This window comes from Gemmobacter caeni (assembly GCF_003054195.1).
Lineage (GTDB): Bacteria > Pseudomonadota > Alphaproteobacteria > Rhodobacterales > Rhodobacteraceae > Gemmobacter > Gemmobacter caeni.
Genome location: NZ_QBKP01000002.1, coordinates 268,218 through 286,978, shown reverse-complemented (window position 1 = coordinate 286,978; position 18,761 = coordinate 268,218). Strand labels below are relative to the sequence as shown.

Below are 18,761 nucleotides of genomic sequence, written 5' to 3'. Positions count from 1 at the left end.
AAAGGTCTTCTAGTCGAGAAGCTGGAGCTCGAGCTCGCGCGGGGTGTCGGGTCCGGTGCTCGGGTGCTCGATCAGAAGGAGGCCCGACGCCTGACCCAGCGCGCTGATCACCTCGGCATCAGCGGCGAAGAGGACCCGTTTCGTCTCCCCGTAGAGCTCGACCTGCCCCCCGCGGACCCGGACCGCGTCCGGCACGAAAGGGAGGGGCGGGCGGACCGAGAGGGTCACGCCGCCCATGTCCGAGAGGAGGAACTCCGCGACCCGATCCGTCATTTCCGCTCGAGCCCGTCCCGCGTGCGGGTCCGGACCTCCGGTTTCGGTTCGTTCGTCTTCTTGGGCGGGACCGGATAGGCCCGGTCCGGGCGCTCGCACTCCGTCTTGTCCATCGCGTAAGGGTCAGGACATCTCGGCTCCTCTGTGAAGGCCTTCAGGCCCTCCAGGAAAAACCCCGCCTGCGCCGGCACCGCCGCGAGCGGGAGGGTGACGAGAACGGAAAAGATGATCAGTTTTCGCATGATGACCCTCCTCAAAGGTCCTGAATGTCCGGCCACATATGGGGCCGCAGATCGAGGCAGCCGCGCAGCGCCTCATGAGTCCATCCGGGCGCGGCGATGACGATCCGGTCATAGCCGGACCCGTCCCCGACGGTGCGATCGAGAATATATCCGATCGCACTGCGGAAATGACCCCGCGCCGCCTCCAGGAACCCGTCCGTGTTGACCGGACGCCCGTAAAGCCGCAACGTCCCCCGCAGGGCCCGGGAGATCTGCTCCGCCCCCTCAAGCGGGTGACGAACCTCCCCGGACCCGATCGGGACGTAGCAGAGGGAGGACCAGCCGAAGACGGCCGTCCAGTGCGCCCGTCTACGGGCCTCCTCGGTCAGAACGGTGACATGAGTCTCCCCGACCCCGATCGACACCATGACGAGGGTCTCCCCGTCCCGTGTCTCGAAATCGGGCGCGGCGACCTCCTCCGCGAAGATCCCGATCGGCTTCTCGATGACGCTGAACCGGTGACGATCCGCCCCCTCACGCATCTGAACCCCTCTTCCCGTTCGTCTTCACGGGGGCTTCCCTCTTTCCGCCGAAAAGGCCGACCCTCTTTTTCGACGTGGCCGGCGGCGTCGCCCCCTTCACGGCCCCTTCGCGCGCCAGACGCAGACGCTCGGCCTGGCGGAACCGGACCGGTTCGAAATGAAAGTCGACCGCGACCCGTTCGGCATGAACGCCGCGGGCGGACCGTTTACGACCCACGATCCGGGCGCGCAGGTAGCGCAGGATGGAGTCGGCGGAGACCCCTTTCCGGTCGAAATACCACAGGACCCCCATCACAAAGAGGGCGAGCGTGATCGTCCAGGGACGGATATGCATCACCATCAGAAGGAGGACGATCACGACCCTCCCCTCGAAGATCAGGAACTTTCCGGGCTTGTGGGTCTCACGCCAGAACAGGGGGGTTCCGAAAATCATGCCTTCCCCCCTCCTCGGATGACGGCGAGGCCGCCCAGACGCAACGCGTCATCACGTGAGATCACCCCGTCCCGAAAGAGCGGGGCGACCGAGTCCAGAAGGCTCAGCCGCATGTCCTCGGCGCCTGCCCCCTGGGTCCGGCCATAGACCTCATCGGTGATCCTGAGCGGCCAGTCGTTGATCGGCGCGTCAAGAAGCCCCTCCCGGACCCGCGGCGTGAACCGGATGTACTCCCGGATCGCGACCCGGCCGGGCCGGTCGATACGCGGGACGAGATGCTGAACCATCAGGAAACGGAGCGCGGAGATCAGGTCATAGGCCCGGCTCTCCCGTTCGTTCGCCGGGAAGACGGAGAGGAGCCGGCGCACCGCGTCCGCGACCGATCCTGCGTGGGTGGTCGTGTAGACCAGGTGGCCGGTGAGAGACGCCTCGATCGAGGCCTGGATCGTCTCGAAATCCCGCGCCTCGCCGACGTTGATGATGTGAGGTTTTCGCCTGAGCGCCGCGTGCACCCCGTCAGCGAAGCCGCGGATATGCTTGCCGACCTCGGACTGACCGATCACCGAGGGGGAACCGGTCAGCCCGTTGGTGACGTCCCGGTAGGTGTATTCGATCGGCGCCTGGATATCGACGATCTTCACCGGCCTGGACAGGTTCTCAAGATGGGAACGGGTGATAGCCGCCATCGTGGTCGACTTGCCCGAGCCGGTCGCGCCCGCGATGATCACGATCCCGTCGCGTGGCGACAGCGCGAGGGTCTCCCCCTCGGAGAGCCCGACCCCCGGCAGGGACGGGGTCACGGAGGGCAGCGCCCGCAGGGTGATCTCAACCCCCTGCCCGTCCCGCCCGAAGATCCCGATCGCGTTGCAACGGAACCGCTGACGCGACCCGTCCGGCAGGTTCAGCTCATAGGAGAAATCCAGCACCCTCTGCCCGTTGATCTCCGTGCGCGCGTTGGCGCCCCCGTATACCTCCATGAGGACCTGGTCCACCTCCGAGGGTCCCCAGGGGCGGCGGGTCGTCCGGTAGAGGAGGCCGTGGATCTCCGCACGCGGCTGCTGGTCCGACTGGATCGTGACGTCCGAGGCGCCCGAGAGGACACAGGACATCAGGAGGGCCCGGAAGTCCTCCATGGAGATCCGGGGCGGGTCCTGATCGAGCATGAACGCCTCCCCGGAACCGACGATGATCGGGACCTTGCGGGCCTGCTCGACACCGGGGGAGACCCGGCGGGTTCTGACGGGCCTGATCTCCGCCTGCTCGCTCATGATCACCTCAGTAGAGCGTGCTGAGGGCGGGGATCTCCCCCAGTTCGACGATCCCCCGATCTCGGGCGCCGACCTCGCGAACGGACCAACGGCGCGGGTTCGCATCAAACTGTGCGTCCGAGACGATCTGAACGGTCCGGGACCCGATCCGGAGCTCATCACCCCCGCCGGTCACCCCGAAGTCCGCCTGGGCCAGAACCATCCGGTCCATCATCCCCATCGAGACGAGCCGACGATACTGAAGCATCCCCTCATAATCCCGCCGCAACCGGGTCAGCCGCAGGTTGATCTCCTCATCCGCCAGGGAGACCCCCGCGGACCAGCCGTCCCGGAACCATTCCGTGAAGAGCTTCCGCTCCATCTCGTTCGAGGGCAGCAGGGAGCGTGCCGGCTGTTCCGGCTGCGCCGCGGTGAAGAGAAGGTAGTCCCGCCAGGTCGGCGTGACCGGAACGATCCGGCCCGGAGCGACGATGGTGAGATACTCGTCCGCGACGGAGGCCTCACGGCCCTCATTGTCGCTCCGGAACGCGTCAAAGGAGCGGCTCACGATGGGGGGGATGATGTAGCCCGCCTTGACGGGGGCCTCGGTCACCACCCGACCGAAGCTGAACACCTCGTCCAGGGACGGGGCACGCGCCTCGAGGAGCCCCTCGATCTCCCAGACCCGACGCGCGTATCCCATCTGTGACCCGTAGCCCTGGGCCGCCTCCATGAGCGCGCGGCGCCGGATCTCGGTGATCTCCACCTTTTCGTCCTTCGGGTCATGCAGGTCGATCCGGACCTGTGACGGGTTGGCCACCGGCTCCTGGCCACGGCGCAGGTCCTCACCGCCGCCGATCGCTTGCGGTGCCGGCGCGGCTGGCGGCTCCATCCGGGACGGGACCGGCGCGCAGGCGGTCAGCGCCACCCCGGCCATCAGTCCGATCATCAGCGTGCGGTGTCTCATGGGTCAGCCCCCGTAGCGGAGTTCGATGGTCCCGTTCGCCGGGTTGAACGCGATATCGGCGTAGCCGTGCACCATGTTCCCGGCCCGACGGACAACCCCGAAGAGGGGCTCCTCTTCGGCGCGAAGGGAGATCATCACCTGGTTCGCGGGGGCACGTCCCGTGACCTTCAGCGTGTAGCCGGCGCGCTGCGAGATCGCCTGGAGGAAGGTCTCGACCGGGCCGTTCCAGTCGACCGTGATCGGCTGGACCGCCTCCGGAGGCAGCACGACATTTTCAGGCACATGCTGGGCGGGGCCGGCGCGAACCGGACCCGCGGTCGCAACCTCGACCTCCGAAATCGCCTTGTTCGCGTTCGCGGAGATCTGAACCGCCTCAGCGATTTTCGCGTCCACCTCGTCGATCGGTGGACCCTCCGTGTCGCCACGGCCGGCGGCGCAGCCCGAAACGATGGTGGCGGTCGCCAGGGTCAACAGGATCAGTTTGAATCTCATGGCAGTCACTTCCGCTGAGGGTTCTCTTCCGCACCCTATCAACTGGCGTCTTTGCGAAAAAGGGGATTGCTTGACCATCGCGCGTTTAGTTGTGGAAAACCCAAGTGTTTTCAGATCTCACCAGAGGGCCGTCCTGGGAGATTTTGGCAGTCTACGGGTCCGGACGCATCCTTCCTTCAGCAGGCCATCCTTCTGATCTCTTCGGGGAAGATATCCCCATCAACATGAATCATCATCTGCGAAAAACTGTTCAATATCCGATTCCCTGAACATATATCAGACAGGGCAGGATGCGTTTCCGGCGGCCTCAGCCAGGAGAGGGGATAAAGACAGCCGGCTGCGGTGTAGCGCCGCGCTGAGTGCCGCGCGGTCGACGGGTCCGCCAAGAGGGATTCCACGTCCTCGCCATGAGGCGTGACGTCGCCCCACCCCCCATGAGGCCCCCGCTATGGAAACACGTTCAATAACCGACGAAAGCCCAGAATAAAGATATGAACGACATCACCCCGGACCCCGTAAACCCCGCCTATATCGGGGACTTCAATCGCATCCTGAAAAGCATGAGCGCCCGTCTGAAGATCCAGGGGACGAGGCCCTCCTCGTCAGAGATCGGCAACCAGATCGCCATCCGGACCGTCCTGCTCAACGTCAGCTCCGCCAGACGCGAGGTCACCGCGATCCGGGCGATCTGCCGACGGTTCGTCGAGGAGGGGGTCTGGCCGGAGGGGGTGTTCGAGCAGCCACCGATCACCGAGGTCAGTCGCGAAGATATCGCCCGACTGCTGGAGTTCGTCACCCTGCCGGTCAGCGAGCTCATCGAGATGGGGACCTGGCTGATCTCGGACATCACCGCCCGTCTCACCCAGACCGGATATCCGGGTAGCCAGGAGGACCTCGCGCAGTCGCTCAGCGGGGTCTATCCGAACCGGTCACGAGAGGCGAGCCCGGACCGGCAAAAGCACGTCCCGATCACCGAGAGCGACCTCAGCCGGATCGACTTCCCAATGATGGACCAGCCGCATGAGGACGGGGTCTCCTCCCTCGCGACGGGCCGGGCCAACGTCCTCGCCCTGACCAGGATCTTCCTGAGGGTAGTCTGGCTCACCGGCATGCGTCCCACCGAAGTGTTCGACTGCGTGCTCATGTGCGGCGATCCGAAACGGGAGTACACCCACGCACAGATCGGCCTGATCCGGACCAATCCGGAGAAGGCGGCGATGTCCGGCCTCCTGATCCCGCAGGAGGCGCTCGACGGGGCGGAGCTGATCGGACATGTGCGTGCGGTGATCGACGCGCGGACGGCGACCCGGATCGACCCGGTCCTGATGATCCGGAACGCCAAGACTCGCAACGGGAACCCGAACCTGGTGCGCGCGTTCCGGGCCCAGGTCCTGACCGGGGTCCCGGACGAGGATCTCCGGCTGATCTCGCTCGCAGCGCGGCTTCACGGGATCCCGCTCACGGAGGCACGCAAGAGGGACCTGATCAGCATGATCACGAAGCACGTCCGGACGACGGCCGAGCGGGAGCTGGCGGACCGGACCGTCCAGATCAACCTCTACGCGCTGCGCCACGACTTCGCGACCCGGGCGCGCCGGGTCATGCCGATGCATAAGGTCGCCGCCCTGATGGGCCACACGTCCCGGGGGTCGACCCAGGGCTACGGGAAGACCCGCACCCGTCAGTCCCGCTCCGGATCCGGATCGGGCGGATGGGTCCCCGGCTGTGACGAGACGGTGGCGCGCAGACTTCAGGCCGCCTTCGGTACCGACACGACCCGGAGCGCTCCGGAGCAGGGTCCGGAGGAGACCGCCCCCGCCCCGGAATGAGCCCGTGGCGAAAAGCTGGGGATTACCTGTTGCCGGTTTCTGATCCCCTGATATGATGCGAAAAATGTAACCCCTTCGGAGCAAAGCATGCCCATCGGATATTACGACCCCGAAACGCTGACCCTGGGGGACCGGGTCGCCTCGATCGACTTCATCAGCGCGACCGACAGCGCCGACCGGCGCCGCGTTGAGGTCCGCAACCGTCAGGACGCGGACGTGCTCCTGCACAACCTGCGCCACCAGCGCGACCACAAGATCTCCGCGCTCGGCGGACGGGCCATGATGTGCCGCGGCCCGATCCAGATGAGCCCGGGCGTGGCCGATGAGGGGGTGATGATGGTCGACGGGGACGAGGCCCGCCTCCTCCCCGTGAAGCTCGCCCTGCCGCTGGGTGAGTCCCGGATCCCGGAGCGGGCCCTGATCGGCGCGATCGGGTTCCTGTCGGGGGGCGCGCTCATCGCGGAGCGGGCGGCGATCGCCCCCCTCTCCCCGATGGTCCAGCCCTCGAGCGGGCCCCGCCAAATGGCCTGACGGGGCGAGCCCGGCCTCAGACCGGGTTCGGGTCCTCGTCAGGATCGCCTTGGAGGATCCTGTTCCCCTCATTGCGGACCACCTCCTCCAGCGTGTCCGCCAGATCGATCGCCTGCGCCTTGATGGCCCGGACGTTATCCGCGTCCGGGCCCTTCTTCTTCTGGGAGATCAGGAACTTCTCACTGAGACCGGCGGCGGGGGTGGTGTTAACGCCCGCCTCGCGCAGCGCCGCCTCGAGCGCGTCGAGGTCCACCGCGGACTTCATCGGGACCCCGTCACGCGCGATATCGGCCAGGATCTGCCCCGGGTCCTGACCGTCAACGATCCGCTTGTGGAGCGCGGCGAGCAGCGCCACCGCCTTGTCCGTATCCGGCTTTCCGGTCTCCTTGAGATGCGCTTGCGGATCGATCCCGACCGACTGGGCGAGCTCGGAGAGGACCGCCTCGTCCCATTTGCGTGCCCGGGTGAAGGAGGCGAAGCCGAGATCGAGCTTGCCGGTCGCGAGCTCATGCCACTCGGACCCCATGGCGGAGATCCGGGACAGGAGCTCCGTCTTGCGCAGATCGACCTCGTCCGCCATCATCTTCAGGATCGCGGCCTGCATCCCGAGCTCGTACATCTCCCCCTCCCGGATCTCGAGCGCGTCCGGGGCGATGTCGTCCGGGATGAGCCCGTTCATCACGAAATCGTCCCAGAATGCCCGGGCGGACTTCATGATCTCCTGGATGAGGTCCGTATCCCGCGGGACCGCGTACTGGTGAATCACGAAGTAACGCGGGTCGAAGACCGCCACCTCCATCTCGTCGAACCGGCCGCCGGCGGACTGGGAGAGGATCCCGTAGTGGTGGACCTGACAGACGTAGTCGAAGCTGACCCCGTTCTTCTCGTAATCCGCGTTCACGTCAGCGGAGGGGCACTTGTAGTCGACGAGACGACGCCGCCCGTCCGGCAGGATGACGATGTCATCCGGGGTTCCGACCATCTGGGGCAGGCGAGACCAGCGGTAGCCCTTGAGGAGACCCAGCGCCTGCTCGTCCGAGCGGACCCCGTGCTCCTCGTGATACATCCGCTGGAGCCAGGGCTCCGCCCGGTTCCCTCGCGCCATCTCCGGGGTGGAGCGCTGCGGAGACATGATCAGGAGCTTCTCGAGGGCGAGGTTTTTCGCAGAGGTGAAGTTTCCGCGGTCGCCCCGGAAGTGTTTGACGATCGTCCCCATCTCTGACCCGCCGATCGCCGAGGCGCGGCGCACGTGCCAGAGCGCGTGGGCGTGGACGTGACCGACGGAGGCGTTCCCCTCCCCGTTCTCCATCTCCACCCGGCCGATCGACATCGCGATGGTGCGGTCAAGCCAGCGGTTCACGTGGTGATCCTGGATCACCGGACGCTGCGGGAGCAGGTCGATCAGCGCGCGCAGGCGCCGCTCCATCTGAGGGAAATCGGTCGGCGCAGGGGCCGCCGCCTCCGCCAGCGCGGCCGCATCGAAGGCCTGGTAGCGGTCCCGTTTGTCCTGTTTCGCGCTCATGTCTCGCTCCGCCCTTACTGGTTTGCGAAAAAATTCCGGATTTTTCCGTCTCAGATCATTTTTTCTGTTCCGGACTCCGGGGTCAGCGTTACATCTACCCGCGATCTGCGAAAAATCATATCACATTTGGAGCTGACATGCAGGCGAAAGCGATCGTACAGGACCTCAGACCGACCCAACGTGGGGCCCTGCCCTTCCCCTCCTGCCCTCCCCTGAAGACCATGAGCGGCCATGACGCGGAGGAAGTCCTTCTCGGCGCCCGTGAGGTCACCGATCGGCTGCTTGCGGGCGCGTCCCAGATGTCCGTCGCCGCCGAGGCGGGCGGGGTTCTGGAATACGGGATCGGGACGATGGTGTTCCGGCTTCAAGAGAAGGGGGTCCTGTCCTGCCAGGCGCAGGCCTATCTGCGGCTCCTCAACGATATCCCCCGCCTGCGCAACAAGGACGGGGTGGCGATCCCGGCCACCCGCCGGAGCGTTATCGATCATTTGCGAAAAATTGGAATGATCGATGAAGGCCTCCCCGTTCGCGCGCTCAAGCCGGCAGGGACGACCCCCTCCGCCGCGCAGGTCCTCGAGGTGACCGAGGAGGTGACAAAGATCTCGGTGAAGGACATCATCTCGAAGAGACGGTCAAAAGACATCGTCAACGCCCGGTTCATGACGATGTGGGTCCTGCGTACGGTGAGCGGGACCTCCTTCTCCGTCATCGGGGAGCACCTCGGCGGGAAGGACCACACCTCCGTCATCAACGGGGTGAGCCAGGTCGACCTCCGACGCAAGACGGAGAAGGGGACGCTGGACCAGTCAGAACGGATCGCAAACGACTCTGACTATCACGGGATCTGGTCAAGCATGGACATCCTTCTCAGGCAATCGCGGCTGCGGCTCGTCTGATCCGCTCCACGTCCCCCTCCTTCAGACCGCCCAGGAACCGGATCAGCTCCTCCGGCTCGCAGGTCTCACGCCCCTGACGGGCGTAGGGGACCCCCGGGGTCTCATAGCGCTTGCGGATCCTGTCCATCTTGTCGAAGGGGGTGTCCCGCAGGAGCTCCTGGAAGACGCAGCGCTGTCGAAGCTCCATCGCCTCATCATCCAGGTAGAACCCAGGACGGAGCCAATATGCCCGCACATAGCAGCTGCTCATCAGAGACCAGGCGAACCGCTGGGTCGCGAACCAGGTCGGACGCTCCCCCACCACCTCACAGACCCGCTTGAAGGCCTTTCGCAGATCGCGTGCGGTCATCCCCCGCTCCGGCGCGGTCCAAACCAGATAGGTGAAGAACTGCACCTCGAAGGTGATCTCCCTGCCGGAGGCGTATTTGAGCCCCTTGACCACGAAAGAACGGTTGGACATCTCTGCCTCCACGTTAAGACTGACACTAGATATGGTATGGAAATTCTTTTTCGCAACACTTTTTGTGAAAAACGCACGACGACACATGCTCTCCCCTTGAAAAAGGGGGGGGATTCAGGCGTCGAGGGCCTCCCGCAGGGAGGGTTTCGCGGTTCTGGCCTGTTCCAGCTCCGACAGGACGCGCCTGAGGCGAATCAGCTCCTCCTCGTCAGGCACCTCCTGGGGACTGATCGCGTAGACCGGCCCGGAGGGGGCCTGAAGGACCGGGCGCCGCTCCGCGCTCGGCCAGGAATAGGCCAGCGCGATCCCCGCCTCGCGGCCGACGCTGTCGGACAGGATCATCAGGTCCCGACCGCCTGAGACGAAGAGGGTGAGCTCTATCCGGTACCAGCCGGACCCGGCGCCGGATCCGGTCAGTTCGGAGGCGATCCGGTTGATCCGGTCCGCCCAGAGACCGCCGAGACGGGACCCCGCGAGGGACCTTTCGATCTCCTCCACCTCCGGGATCGGCAGGACCGCCGCCTCGATCCGTTCGGTCGGGGTCAGCGCCAGGGCCCCGAAGAGACGGTCCCGGAACGGGGCGCGGTTAAGAAGGAGACGCGCCTCCTCCCGGGTGATCCGCTCCGAACCGGGCAGGCGGACCGCCTCGGCGCGGGCGTCCGCTCCGGCCCGATCGAGCACCCGAAGGAACGGTTCGCACTGACCGATCGCGTCCGGGCTTGACGGGTCCAGCTCCGCGATCCGGGCCCGCACCAGGTCCGCCTGGCATTTGCGCACGAGCCCCTCCTCCCCGACGGGCAGGAGCGCCGGTCCGAAGGCGGAGCGCAACGCGGACCGGTAGGCCTGAGCGATCAGGCCGACCGGGAACCGCTCCTCGTCGGGCGCGGCGGCGACCATCCGGAAGACGGACCGGATCCCAAGGAGGGCCCGGACCCGATCCGGATCGGGTCCGGGCGTGGCGGCGAGCGCCGCCTCGGCCGAGAACATGTCCGGGCCGAGGAAGCGGGTCCCGTCCGTGAGGGTCAGACCCCCGTCCTGACCGGGGGGCAGGAAGACGCACCTGGCTGCGCCCGCGGCGTCCGAGATATAGGCGAGCACCCCCCCGTAGCGCACGTCCGGGGAGGTCTCCCTCGACCGCAAGGACGGGTCCGCCTCCCCCATCTCGCGGGCTTGGCGAACGGTCTCCTCCGTGATCAGGCAGGCGCGCGCCGGTCGTCTGTGACCGGAGGGGTCCTGATGATGGCAGCGGATCTCACCGACCCGCATGAGCGCTTTGGCGTTGACGCGCATCAGGCACCTCAGTTCGGCGACGGGGCTTCGGGGGCGGGTTCCCGCCGTACCAGCGGGTCAGATACCGTCAGCCGTTTCCGGTCCGTCTGTCTTTCCCGGTTCTGTCGCTGGAGCTGGCCCAGCGCGTTCGCGGCCTCGACGTCCTCAGGGGGTGCGATCGCCTCCGCCTCCTTGCGGGCCTGGTCGGGCTTCGCGCCCTGGTCAACCCCGACCGGGACCCGGCTGCGTGGCGGCAGGGGCATGATCACCTCCGGACGCGAGAAGGGCCCTATCCCGAGCGGGCCGCGCCGGTGGATGATCGCCCCCATCCCGGCCTGTTTGGCGGCCAGTTTTACCGCGGCGCAGAACTCGTTGTCACCGGACACCCGAAGCGTCTCCCATCCGCGCGCCTTCGCCTCCATCACCAGCATCTGCGCGGCCTGCGCGGAGACGGATGTCACGACGAGCTCCCCGTCCCGCGCCCGGATGCGCCCGCCGTCCAGGGTGATCAGCCGGTCATGTCCCCAGGCGGCGACCGGAGCGGTCGCGAGGCGGCTGACGTTGGCGGAATCTAGCCGGAGCAGCATGGCGAACCGAACCCCGTAGAAGTGGTCCCCGTAAAGGTCGAGATCCGAGACGTCCTCCACGGTGGTCTCGTTCTGAAGCCGGTCCTCGGGACGTCTGCCGCGGTTGCGTTCTGTGATCGCCGCGTCCCGGCGCGCGGCCCGGCGCATCTGGGCCTCCTCGTTGAGCCGCATCGTCCCGGAGCGGAAGATCCAGTCGTTGATCTCGGCCGCCCGGGCGGCCATGTCATCCGCCTCCTTCTGCTTGTTGATCTCGAAGGCGCGGATCATCTCCGGGGTCGTGTCGGGGTTGAGAAGCTCCCGAAGCTCCGCCTCGGTCGGATAGGGCATGAAGTCCGGCCAGGGGTAGGGCTGCTCCAGCTCAAGGCCGAGGCTCCGCAACCGGTTCATCCGGTCGATCTCCCGCTGCGACATCACGGACGGCCTCGGGTGCTTCCCGTCCAGCATGTCCTGCGCGGACCCGCCGTCCACAACGCTGCCCCGGATCCGGATATCGGCGATCTCGGCGGCCCGCTCCGCCTCCGTCTGAAGGAGCCCCTCCGCCGCGGCCGCGATCCCCTCCGGGCGCGCGGTCACCGCAGCCCCCGCCTCCGGACCCTCGACGGGGGCCGGAACGGGCGCCCCCTCCTTAACGACCGTCTCATCGGGCGCTGCGGAAACCGCATCGGAAGGCCCGGGCCCCGTGGGAGCGGGGTCTGCCGCATTAGGGGCCGGGGCCGGTTCGGCCTCCCGATCGGGAGCGCCCTCTCGCGCAGTAACCGGATCGGACGCCGCCGGCACGGCCGGTGCGACCTCGGCCGTCTCCTCGTCCGGGTCCGGCTCCGGCTCGGGCCGGTTCGCCATCATCTCCAGGAACTGGTCATCATGTTCACGGCTGACCCGCCCAAAGGCCTCAAACAGGCTCATCTCGTCTCTCCTTGTGGTTTTCAGAAGGGGATCTCCATCCCCTCCTCCTCGTACGGAACGTCCGGACCGAAATCCGGGATCAGGTCAGCGTCCGCCTCCGACCAGCCCGGGTCACCCGGCTGGAACAGGTCATCCGGAGCCCAGCCCGGATCCTCCGCATGGAAACGCTCCCCCTCGGAGAGCTGCGGCGGCTCCGACAGGATCACCGAAACGGGTACGGGGGTCGGGATCGGAGCGCGGGTCGAAGGCGCGGCCGCGGGGGCGGGCTCGGGTCTCGGCTGCGGGGATCCGGCCGACAGGTAAAGGTGGGGAGGGTTCTCCCCTTTCCGGATGAAATGCACGGAACGGTTCCCGGCCATCTCGTCCACGAAGCGGGAGGTCTCCGCACCGTTCTGACGGATGAACCCGCAACCCCGGACCGAGATCGGGGCGGAGACCCCGACCGTCTTCCGGGCACGTGTGATCGCCACATAGGCGAGACGTCGCTCCTCCTCGACGGCCTCCCCCCCCTCCTCCACGGCGCGGCCGTGCGGCATGACCCCCTCGATCCAGAACGGCAGCCGCACGTGGTCGAACTCGAGCCCTTTCGAGGCGTGCACGGTCATCACCTGGATGCCGGCGGAGGCCTGGGTCTGGCTCATCTCCAGAACGCTCTCCTGTGCGAAGGCCTCGAGGGTCTGGAAGCCGGAGGCCTCGGTGATCAGAAGGGAGATGTTGCCGATCCGGCGGGCCACCTCGGAGAGCTGTCCGGCCCGGTCGGCGAGGTCCTCGCCGGACATCTCCCCGAGACGCATCTGCGTGGCAGCCCGGTCCTTCTCGGCGGACTCGCGCGCGATGATCCAGGACAGGAACTCGCGCGGGCCGAGATCCGCCGTCTCCGCCTCATGCCGGACGAGACCGGCGGATTTCAGGGCGCTGCGGTAAAGGTCTGGAAGGTAACCCGTGGCGTTCAGGGCCGCTACGATCGCGGCGCCCGCGTTCGGGGCGCGTGACGCCTCCGTGCGGGCCCGATCAAGCAGGAGCCCGAAGTCCCGGACATCCCGGGTGAACCGGGTCGGATAGGGCTCCCCCCCGTCCGGAACCTCGACCCGACCCATCATGACGGAGCGCAGCTCCTGAAGAAAGGTCACGTTCTTCAGCCGCGCGTTGACGTTGACCTTGCGCAGGGAGGTCGGCCCGAGACCGCGGGAGGGCTTGTTGATGATCCGGCGCACCGGCACCTCCGCGTCCGGGTTGACCAGAGCGGTGACGAAGGACATCGCGTCCTTGACCTCCATCGTCTTGCGGATGTCGGAGGACTTCCCCTCGACGACGGGGAGACCGCGTGCACGCAGCTCCTTGGCGACCTGCTTGGCGATGTCCCGGGTCCGGATCAGGATCGCGAACTCGGAGGGCTCGCCCCCGTCCCGGATATAGGCCTCCGCCTCCTTGGCGAGGTGCTGGATCTCGGCGGCCGGGTCAGCCGCCTTGCGAAACCGGACCTTGCCGAACCGCTCCGCCTTCCCGTGCGGGGTCAGGTCCTTCCCGAACCGGTCCGAGTTCTGACGCACGAGGGCGTTGGCGGCGTCGAGGATCATCGGCTGACAGCGATAGGAGGTCCCCATGAACCGCAGGTCGAGATCGGCGAACCGGTCCCGAAGCCCGTGCATCACCGCCACCTCTGAGCCGCGAAACCCGTAGATGCTCTGATCATCGTCACCGACGAAGGCGATGGTCGGCCGGGGGAAGCGACGCAGACGGTAGGTGTTGATCTCGTGAAGACCGTCCCCGGCCTCCGCGTGCTCATGACCGCGGGAGGCGTCCTCGACCCGTGTCTCCTCCCCGCCCCCGGTCAGCTCCATGAGCCAGGCGACCTGGGCGCGGTTGATGTCCTGGACCTCATCGACCATGAAGTGACGGAAGGTGGAGCGCCAGCTGTCGCGGACCTCCGGGACGTCCCGGAAGAGCCGCGTGGTCCGGTTGAGCAGGTCCGAGAAGTCGACCGCGTTCTGTTCCTCGAGCGCGCGCTGATAGCGATCATAGACCTCGATGAACCGGTCGGAGCGGAAATGCGCGAGGACCGAGCGCCACCGGTCGGCGGTCGGACCGCCCGCCTCCGCAGCGACCCGCCCCTTCATCAGGAAGTCCGGCGAGAGGACCCGCGCCTTCGCGGTTTCAAGATCACGAAAGAACTCGTCCGCGTCGAACTGGTCGATCCCCATCTCCTCGATGACGTCGTTCAGGAGGCTGCGCGCGTCCGCCTCGTCGAAGATCGAGAAGTTAGGACCGAGACCCGCACGCGACGCCTCAACGCGCAGAATGCGCAATGAGAGGCCGTGAAAGGTGCCGATCCAGGGCTCCCCGATCCGCCGGTTCGGCTCGCGCTCCTGGAGCTCCTCGAGAACGGGCAGGACCCGCTCCCGCATCTCGCGGGCCGCCTTGTTGGTGAAGGTCACCATCATCACGGAGGAGGGGTCGGCCCCGAGGCCGCCGTCCGCTTCCGGACCGATCAGGTGCAAAAGTCGGCCGACCAGCATCCGGGTCTTTCCGGAACCGGCCCCCGCGAGGGTCATGACGGGACCACGGGTGTGCAGGGCCGCCGCACGCTGCTCCTCCGAGAGGGAGTTCACAAACCCTCTGACATCCATCCCTGCCCCTCCCGCAAACGGTCCTTTGGCCTAGAGCTATGCGGAGTGTGCGAAAACTCATACAGTCCTTCGCGATGCGGGCTCGGGCCATGGGGGAAAAAGCGAAAAATGGATCCGGTTATCCCCAAAAATGAAAAGACCTCCGCTTAACATGGTCAAGACAACCGAGGTGAAAGCGGCTATTGATCACATATTGTTTTGCGACAAGGGCTCATGTCCTTCGCATATAAAGAAAGGGAACAACATGAAGAAGAGTGAGCTCATCGCGAGCGTAGCGGAGAAGACCGGTCTGAACCGGAAGCAGGCGGGCGAGGTCATCGACGTGCTTTTCGCCGAGGTGGCGCGGGGCTCGGCGGATGCTGGCGGCGTCGCGATCGCGGGCTTCGGAACCTTCAAGGTCAAGACCCGCCCCGCGCGCAGCGCCCGCAACCCGGCGACCGGCGCGACCATCGAGGTCCCCGAGAAGCGGGTCCTTAACTTCAAGCCCTCCTCGGCCCTGTCCGTCTGAGCGTCAAGCGCACCGGGTGACCGGTGCGCCCCGCACAACGCCCCCGCAGACCCAGGAGACCCAGGATGCGAAAAATGAAAATATCAAAAGGTGTTCAGGACGGGCTCGCCATGAAGTCCGTGAACATCTTCATGACCTCCCCCTGCCGGGCGGTCCTTGATGGGGGCGTCTACGAGAACCGCAGTCAGGCGGTTCGCCGTTTCGCCTCGATCCTGATCACCGCACATGACAACGGAAATGCGAAAATCGTTCCGGAGGTTCGGCGCGTGGTGGATCTGAGCGGACCCCGCCAGCGCCGGATGATCCGCAACGCGACCTCGGTCGACTGGGTGAAGGCGATCGTCTGGCTGCCGCGTGAGATGGTCCTGAGCGTCGAACGGATCTTCGGCGCTGAGGAGATCACCCCGAGCGAGTTCCTCCGCGCCGCCGTGATCATGGGGGTGAAGCCCGAAGAGCTTCGCGCGTTCATCCCGTTTCCTTAAGAGGGTCAGGACATCATGTCTGAGGCCGGCATCTACGCCCTCACCAAGGCGGTTCTTGGGGGGGTTTCAGCCCTCATGACCGGTCCGTTCGGGACCCTGGACCTCCCGCCCGGATCCGTTGAGCAGGCCCTAACGGCCCAGGGACCCGGGATCGTGATCGAGCTGGTCGCCCAGGACGGGGGGGAGATGGGCCGTATCGACGCGTCCCGCGGCGGCTCTCCGGGGCCCGACCTTCTGCATCCGAGCTTCGTTCCGGGCCTGATCGCGACCGAGGATTCGCGGTTTCATGAGCATCCGGGGGTGGACCCGTTCGCGATCCTCGCGGCCCTTGCCGATTCCGGGGAGGGACGCGTTCGTGGCGGATCGACCCTCACCCAGCAGGCGGTCAAGAACGAGCTGATCGGCAACAGCCGGACCCTGGAGCGCAAGGTCCTCGAGGCGATCGTCTCGGTCCGCGCGGTCCACGGGATCGGTCGGGAGCGGATCCTGGACGGTTACCTGGCGCGGTCCTGGTTCGGACGTGGCGCCTTCGGGACGGTGGCCGCCCCGCGGGCCTGGTTCGACCGGACCTGGAGCGAGGTCGGCATCGCCGAATCCGCCATGCTGATCGGCCTCCTTAAGGGTCCGGGCCTCTACGACCCGTCCCGCAACCCGGAACGTGCCCGCGCGAGACGGGACGCGGTGATCGGACGGATGCTCGCCGAGGGGGTGATCTCGGAGGCGGAGGCGGAGGCGGCCCGCACGACCCCGATCCAGACCGCGAGCGCGGCCGCGGCCCCGACGGACCCCTGGGCTGAGGCAGCGGTCCTCCGCGAGATCCGGACCGCCGGTCTACCGGCCTCCGATCAGGCGCGCGCATCGCTCACGATCTCCCCCGCCTGGCAGCGGATCGCCCAGGAGGCGGTGAGCTGGGGGGCGGAGCGGATCGACGGGGTTGGTCCCGCGGGGAACATCCCGGAGGCGCTCCTCGCGACCCGGGATCAGGACCGGATCCGCCGCGAGATGGCACGCTACGTGGACGCGAACACGCAAATCGGACGTGCCGTCATCCTCTCCACGGAGCCGCTGCGGGTCCTGATCGATAGGGGCTTCGGTCCGCTCGAGACGGAGGAGCGGGTCAAGGCGGAGGGGAAGCCCCGGATCGGCGACGTCTTCGCCTATCGGCGCGGTCCGGACGGGATCACGCTCATCCCCGCGCCGCGGGTGAACGCAGCCGCGGTCGTGATGGAGGCGCGCAGCGGTGCGATTCTGGCGGTGATCGGCGGGGCCAACCCGGACACGTCCCGTTTCGACCGGACCGCCGCCCGTCGCCAGGTCGGCTCCGCGCTCAAGCCCTTCCTCTGGGCGCGCGCCCTCGAGGCCGGATACGCCCCGGACGACATGGTGTCGGACACGCGCGGATCCTACATGACCGGGACCGGGGAGATCTGGTCCCCGCAGAACTACGACCGGAAGGAGACCGGCTGGATCCCCCTCTTCGTCGCCCTTGAGGAGAGCTCGAACAACGTGGCCGCCCGGCTTATCGATCAGCTGGGGCCCGTGGCGCTGGCCGAGATCACCGAGGCGGCCGGGGTCTACCCGCCGGGCGGGATGCGTCTGCATCCCAGTTCCGCCCTGGGCGCCTCCGAGACCTCCCTGATCGAGATCACCGCCGGCTACGCCGCGCTCGCCAACGGGGGGATGCGGGTGACCCCGCACGCCCATGACCTGATCAGCTCCGGCGACGCGCTCCTCGTCCCGGAGCACCCCTCCGACTCCCCGGTCGTGACGGAACGTACCGCCGAGCTGATCTCCTCCATGCTTTACGGGGTGACCGTGCGGGGGACGGCAGCGCGCGCCTTCGGGCAGACCCCGATCGCGGGGAAGACCGGGACCACCTCCGCGCACCGGGACGCCTGGTTCATCGGATACACGCCGGACCTGGTGATCGGGGTCTGGGTCGGCCGGGACGACAACGGACCACTCCCCCAGAAGACCACGGGCGCCTCCGCCGCCGCCCCGATCGTCGCCCGCATCCTGGAGGGGGCGCAGCGGGAGGGGCTCACGACTCGCCCGGGACGGACGAGCGATGAGGGGGTCTGGCCCCCCGCGCTCCTGGAGGTCGGATCCGGTTCCGCGCTCCTCCCCCCCACCGAGGACGGGGCGCTGATCTTCGAACCGGACCCGGAGGCGCGTCGGCGGGCGATCGAGGCGGGCGGGGACCCGTTCAAGAACCCGCAGGACCTCTTTGAGCGGATCGAGTCGCGGCCGGAGCCCGAAGAGGAGGTCTGGGGTGGTCGTGTCGAGGATCCGGACCCGTTCTCACGGGAGGCGGAACCGGACTGGTCAGGCGGGGTGTTCCGGACCTACTGATCAGGCCCGAAGCCGGGTCCGGAACCGCCCCTCATCGACGATGTCCTCCCGCAGAAGGATCGCGCGCACCCCCCTCGGGGAGCGGACCAGCTCAATCGCCCCGTCCGCCAGGAGGGGCGCGAGGGCGGGCCCGATCTGACGGGTCGGCACCTCGAGCAGCTCGGAGAGCTGGGTCTCCGGGAGCGCGGGCCGATGATAGCGTGAGAAGCCCCCCTCGGCGGTGCGGCGCACCCAGAAGGCGGGCTCACGCAGAGGGTAGATGAGGGATCTGGCCGCCATCGCGTGAGATCCGATCAGCAGGATGAGGCCGATCGGGTCCGCGAGCCGGGAGGGGCCGATGCTGCGCACCGCCCCGGAGCGCAGCGCCCGGCTGATCCGGGCGGAGTTCGGAAGCCGCCACCAGGAGAGGTCCGTCTCGTTCAGGGCGAAGCCGGAGAACGGGTCCGTCCAGGGCAGGTCGGGCGCCAGCTCCGTCTGAAAGCAGCAGGACCAGGCCGGTCCGTCCTGAGGAAGTTCGCAAACCTGATTTCTCATGGGGTTCTTCCCGCGCCTCACCACTAGATATGGTGAACAGATATACATTTTCTGCACTTCTGGCAAGAAAAGGATGATCGATTTTC

19 protein-coding genes are annotated in these 18,761 nt (G+C 67.2%); 6 read left to right on the top strand and 13 right to left on the bottom strand.

The genetic code is table 11. The features are described from left to right. Window positions 1–9 precede the first annotated feature (9 nt). From C8N34_RS04205 to C8N34_RS04175, 7 genes are read right to left on the bottom strand one after another with little or no spacing between them, the layout of a single operon-like run. Window positions 10–273, bottom strand: a complete 264-nt coding sequence (locus C8N34_RS04205) for a hypothetical protein (protein ID WP_108127943.1) — start codon at window positions 271–273, stop codon at window positions 10–12. Further along, window positions 270–515, bottom strand: a complete 246-nt coding sequence (locus tag C8N34_RS04200) for a hypothetical protein (protein ID WP_108127942.1) — start codon at window positions 513–515, stop codon at window positions 270–272. The genes C8N34_RS04205 and C8N34_RS04200 overlap by 4 nt, the downstream gene beginning before the upstream one ends. 11 nt (window positions 516–526) lie before the next feature. Further along, window positions 527–1,036, bottom strand: a complete 510-nt coding sequence (locus C8N34_RS04195; RefSeq protein WP_108127941.1) for a hypothetical protein — start codon at window positions 1,034–1,036, stop codon at window positions 527–529. Next, window positions 1,029–1,469 (bottom strand): IcmT/TraK family protein, encoded by a 441-nt coding sequence (gene icmT, locus C8N34_RS04190; RefSeq protein ID WP_108127940.1) that lies wholly within the window; start codon window positions 1,467–1,469, stop codon window positions 1,029–1,031. Before icmT ends, C8N34_RS04195 begins: the two co-directional genes overlap by 8 nt. After that, a complete protein-coding gene (locus C8N34_RS04185; RefSeq protein WP_158640491.1) occupies window positions 1,466–2,737 on the bottom strand; it encodes a type IV pilus twitching motility protein PilT in 1,272 nt (423 codons plus the stop codon). Before C8N34_RS04185 ends, icmT begins: the two co-directional genes overlap by 4 nt. Before the next feature lie 7 nt (window positions 2,738–2,744). Next, on the bottom strand, window positions 2,745–3,683 hold the full coding sequence (locus tag C8N34_RS04180; RefSeq protein WP_108127938.1) for a type IV secretory system conjugative DNA transfer family protein: 939 nt from the start codon (window positions 3,681–3,683) through the stop codon (window positions 2,745–2,747). 3 nt (window positions 3,684–3,686) lie between these two features. After that, window positions 3,687–4,175 (bottom strand): DotD/TraH family lipoprotein, encoded by a 489-nt coding sequence (locus C8N34_RS04175; RefSeq protein ID WP_158640493.1) that lies wholly within the window; start codon window positions 4,173–4,175, stop codon window positions 3,687–3,689. Between the two features lie 491 nt (window positions 4,176–4,666). On the opposite strand from C8N34_RS04175, the gene C8N34_RS04170 reads away from it, so the two are divergent. Both C8N34_RS04170 and C8N34_RS04165 read left to right on the top strand, forming a co-directional pair. Then, the gene (locus tag C8N34_RS04170) at window positions 4,667–6,004 is read left to right on the top strand and encodes a site-specific integrase (protein ID WP_108127936.1); all 1,338 of its coding nucleotides are present in this window, start codon (window positions 4,667–4,669) and stop codon (window positions 6,002–6,004) included. An 87-nt stretch (window positions 6,005–6,091) separates the two neighbouring features. After that, window positions 6,092–6,535: a hypothetical protein gene (locus C8N34_RS04165; RefSeq protein ID WP_108127935.1), complete on the top strand. Its 444-nt coding sequence runs from the start codon at window positions 6,092–6,094 to the stop codon at window positions 6,533–6,535. Window positions 6,536–6,551: 16 nt separating this feature from the next. On the opposite strand, the gene C8N34_RS04160 is transcribed toward C8N34_RS04165, so the two are convergent. Further along, window positions 6,552–8,057, bottom strand: coding sequence for a YqaJ viral recombinase family protein (locus tag C8N34_RS04160; protein WP_108127934.1), 1,506 nt, complete (start codon window positions 8,055–8,057; stop codon window positions 6,552–6,554). A 137-nt stretch (window positions 8,058–8,194) separates the two neighbouring features. Between C8N34_RS04160 and C8N34_RS04155 the strand changes: the two genes are divergently transcribed. Beyond that, window positions 8,195–8,953: a helix-turn-helix domain-containing protein gene (locus C8N34_RS04155; protein ID WP_108127933.1), complete on the top strand. Its 759-nt coding sequence runs from the start codon at window positions 8,195–8,197 to the stop codon at window positions 8,951–8,953. Here C8N34_RS04155 and C8N34_RS04150 read toward each other — a convergent pair. The 4 genes from C8N34_RS04150 to C8N34_RS04135 all read right to left on the bottom strand — a co-directional run bounded on the left by C8N34_RS04150 (window position 8,925) and on the right by C8N34_RS04135 (window position 14,799). Beyond that, window positions 8,925–9,413, bottom strand: coding sequence for a hypothetical protein (locus C8N34_RS04150; protein WP_145693561.1), 489 nt, complete (start codon window positions 9,411–9,413; stop codon window positions 8,925–8,927). The genes C8N34_RS04155 and C8N34_RS04150 overlap by 29 nt on opposite strands. A gap of 114 nt (window positions 9,414–9,527) precedes the next feature. Continuing rightward, window positions 9,528–10,703 (bottom strand): hypothetical protein, encoded by a 1,176-nt coding sequence (locus tag C8N34_RS04145; protein ID WP_108127931.1) that lies wholly within the window; start codon window positions 10,701–10,703, stop codon window positions 9,528–9,530. An 8-nt stretch (window positions 10,704–10,711) separates the two neighbouring features. Then, window positions 10,712–12,172 (bottom strand): LPD7 domain-containing protein, encoded by a 1,461-nt coding sequence (locus C8N34_RS04140; protein WP_108127930.1) that lies wholly within the window; start codon window positions 12,170–12,172, stop codon window positions 10,712–10,714. A 20-nt stretch (window positions 12,173–12,192) separates the two neighbouring features. After that, window positions 12,193–14,799, bottom strand: coding sequence for an ATP-dependent helicase (locus C8N34_RS04135; protein WP_108127929.1), 2,607 nt, complete (start codon window positions 14,797–14,799; stop codon window positions 12,193–12,195). 244 nt (window positions 14,800–15,043) lie between these two features. Between C8N34_RS04135 and C8N34_RS04130 the strand changes: the two genes are divergently transcribed. The 3 genes from C8N34_RS04130 (at window position 15,044) to C8N34_RS04120 (ending at window position 18,141) form a co-directional block, all read left to right on the top strand. Next, window positions 15,044–15,307: an HU family DNA-binding protein gene (locus C8N34_RS04130; protein WP_108127928.1), complete on the top strand. Its 264-nt coding sequence runs from the start codon at window positions 15,044–15,046 to the stop codon at window positions 15,305–15,307. Between the two features lie 74 nt (window positions 15,308–15,381). Then, window positions 15,382–15,789: a hypothetical protein gene (locus tag C8N34_RS04125; RefSeq protein WP_145693562.1), complete on the top strand. Its 408-nt coding sequence runs from the start codon at window positions 15,382–15,384 to the stop codon at window positions 15,787–15,789. Between the two features lie 15 nt (window positions 15,790–15,804). After that, complete coding sequence (locus C8N34_RS04120; RefSeq protein ID WP_108127926.1) at window positions 15,805–18,141, top strand: transglycosylase domain-containing protein; 2,337 nt, start codon at window positions 15,805–15,807, stop codon at window positions 18,139–18,141. Here C8N34_RS04120 and C8N34_RS04115 read toward each other — a convergent pair whose 3' ends face one another. After that, on the bottom strand, window positions 18,142–18,675 hold the full coding sequence (locus C8N34_RS04115) for a hypothetical protein (protein WP_108127925.1): 534 nt from the start codon (window positions 18,673–18,675) through the stop codon (window positions 18,142–18,144). Between the last annotated feature and the right edge of the window lie 86 nt (window positions 18,676–18,761).

What these genes read in the sequence shown, in the direction of transcription:
- C8N34_RS04205 (WP_108127943.1), bottom strand. Translation starts at nt 273, where the DNA reads ATGACGGATCGGGTCGCGGAGTTCCTCCTCTCGGACATGGGCGGCGTG.
- C8N34_RS04200 (WP_108127942.1), bottom strand. Translation starts at nt 515, where the DNA reads ATGCGAAAACTGATCATCTTTTCCGTTCTCGTCACCCTCCCGCTCGCG.
- C8N34_RS04195 (WP_108127941.1), bottom strand. Translation starts at nt 1,036, where the DNA reads ATGCGTGAGGGGGCGGATCGTCACCGGTTCAGCGTCATCGAGAAGCCG.
- icmT (WP_108127940.1), bottom strand. Translation starts at nt 1,469, where the DNA reads ATGATTTTCGGAACCCCCCTGTTCTGGCGTGAGACCCACAAGCCCGGA.
- C8N34_RS04185 (WP_158640491.1), bottom strand. Translation starts at nt 2,737, where the DNA reads ATGAGCGAGCAGGCGGAGATCAGGCCCGTCAGAACCCGCCGGGTCTCC.
- C8N34_RS04180 (WP_108127938.1), bottom strand. Translation starts at nt 3,683, where the DNA reads ATGAGACACCGCACGCTGATGATCGGACTGATGGCCGGGGTGGCGCTG.
- C8N34_RS04175 (WP_158640493.1), bottom strand. Translation starts at nt 4,175, where the DNA reads ATGAGATTCAAACTGATCCTGTTGACCCTGGCGACCGCCACCATCGTT.
- C8N34_RS04170 (WP_108127936.1), top strand. Translation starts at nt 4,667, where the DNA reads ATGAACGACATCACCCCGGACCCCGTAAACCCCGCCTATATCGGGGAC.
- C8N34_RS04165 (WP_108127935.1), top strand. Translation starts at nt 6,092, where the DNA reads ATGCCCATCGGATATTACGACCCCGAAACGCTGACCCTGGGGGACCGG.
- C8N34_RS04160 (WP_108127934.1), bottom strand. Translation starts at nt 8,057, where the DNA reads ATGAGCGCGAAACAGGACAAACGGGACCGCTACCAGGCCTTCGATGCG.
- C8N34_RS04155 (WP_108127933.1), top strand. Translation starts at nt 8,195, where the DNA reads ATGCAGGCGAAAGCGATCGTACAGGACCTCAGACCGACCCAACGTGGG.
- C8N34_RS04150 (WP_145693561.1), bottom strand. Translation starts at nt 9,413, where the DNA reads ATGTCCAACCGTTCTTTCGTGGTCAAGGGGCTCAAATACGCCTCCGGC.
- C8N34_RS04145 (WP_108127931.1), bottom strand. Translation starts at nt 10,703, where the DNA reads ATGCGCGTCAACGCCAAAGCGCTCATGCGGGTCGGTGAGATCCGCTGC.
- C8N34_RS04140 (WP_108127930.1), bottom strand. Translation starts at nt 12,172, where the DNA reads ATGAGCCTGTTTGAGGCCTTTGGGCGGGTCAGCCGTGAACATGATGAC.
- C8N34_RS04135 (WP_108127929.1), bottom strand. Translation starts at nt 14,799, where the DNA reads ATGGATGTCAGAGGGTTTGTGAACTCCCTCTCGGAGGAGCAGCGTGCG.
- C8N34_RS04130 (WP_108127928.1), top strand. Translation starts at nt 15,044, where the DNA reads ATGAAGAAGAGTGAGCTCATCGCGAGCGTAGCGGAGAAGACCGGTCTG.
- C8N34_RS04125 (WP_145693562.1), top strand. Translation starts at nt 15,382, where the DNA reads ATGAAAATATCAAAAGGTGTTCAGGACGGGCTCGCCATGAAGTCCGTG.
- C8N34_RS04120 (WP_108127926.1), top strand. Translation starts at nt 15,805, where the DNA reads ATGTCTGAGGCCGGCATCTACGCCCTCACCAAGGCGGTTCTTGGGGGG.
- C8N34_RS04115 (WP_108127925.1), bottom strand. Translation starts at nt 18,675, where the DNA reads ATGAGAAATCAGGTTTGCGAACTTCCTCAGGACGGACCGGCCTGGTCC.